Origin of the sequence: Enterovibrio norvegicus FF-33 (assembly GCF_000286835.2) — a bacterium.
Classification (GTDB): domain Bacteria; phylum Pseudomonadota; class Gammaproteobacteria; order Enterobacterales; family Vibrionaceae; genus Enterovibrio; species Enterovibrio norvegicus_A.
The window spans coordinates 1-445 of sequence record NZ_AJYD02000021.1 but is presented as its reverse complement, the minus strand read 5'-3'; the positions used below and the strand labels follow the sequence as shown (position 1 = coordinate 445).

Sequence of the window (445 nt, the reverse complement as noted above, 5' to 3'; positions counted from 1 at the left end):
TACTAGTCAGCTTTCCAGATTTTTAAAGAGCAAAGTGATGTGTCTCTGATACAGAGATGTCCACTTTCTAAAGACACTCGTGAGAATGCGTTTAAAGAGTGGTGGAGCTATGCGGGATCGAACCGCAGACCTCCTGCGTGCAAGGCAGGCGCTCTCCCAGCTGAGCTATAACCCCATCGAATACTTAGTGTTTAACCAATGTCGTCTAGGAAACGAAATTGGTGGGTCTGAGTGGACTTGAACCACCGACCTCACCCTTATCAGGGGTGCGCTCTAACCACCTGAGCTACAGACCCAATTTTGCGTCCCTGGCTGTGAACCAACGACCTCACCCTCTTTTACCAAGGGAATGGGGTGCTAACCACAGGGGCAACAAACACATCTAAGTAATGTTCTTTGCTTTTTCAACCTATACAATTTGTGTGGACACTGGCATTAATAGTAT

The 445-nt window shown here is 47.2% G+C and carries 2 tRNA genes; both read right to left on the bottom strand.

Features of this window, described 5'->3' with window-relative positions:
- Positions 1-99 precede the first annotated feature (99 nt).
- Positions 100-175: transfer RNA gene (locus tag A1OO_RS06765), tRNA-Ala, on the bottom strand.
- Between the two features lie 44 nt (positions 176-219).
- Positions 220-296: transfer RNA gene (locus tag A1OO_RS06760), tRNA-Ile, on the bottom strand.
- Positions 297-445: the final 149 nt, after the last annotated feature.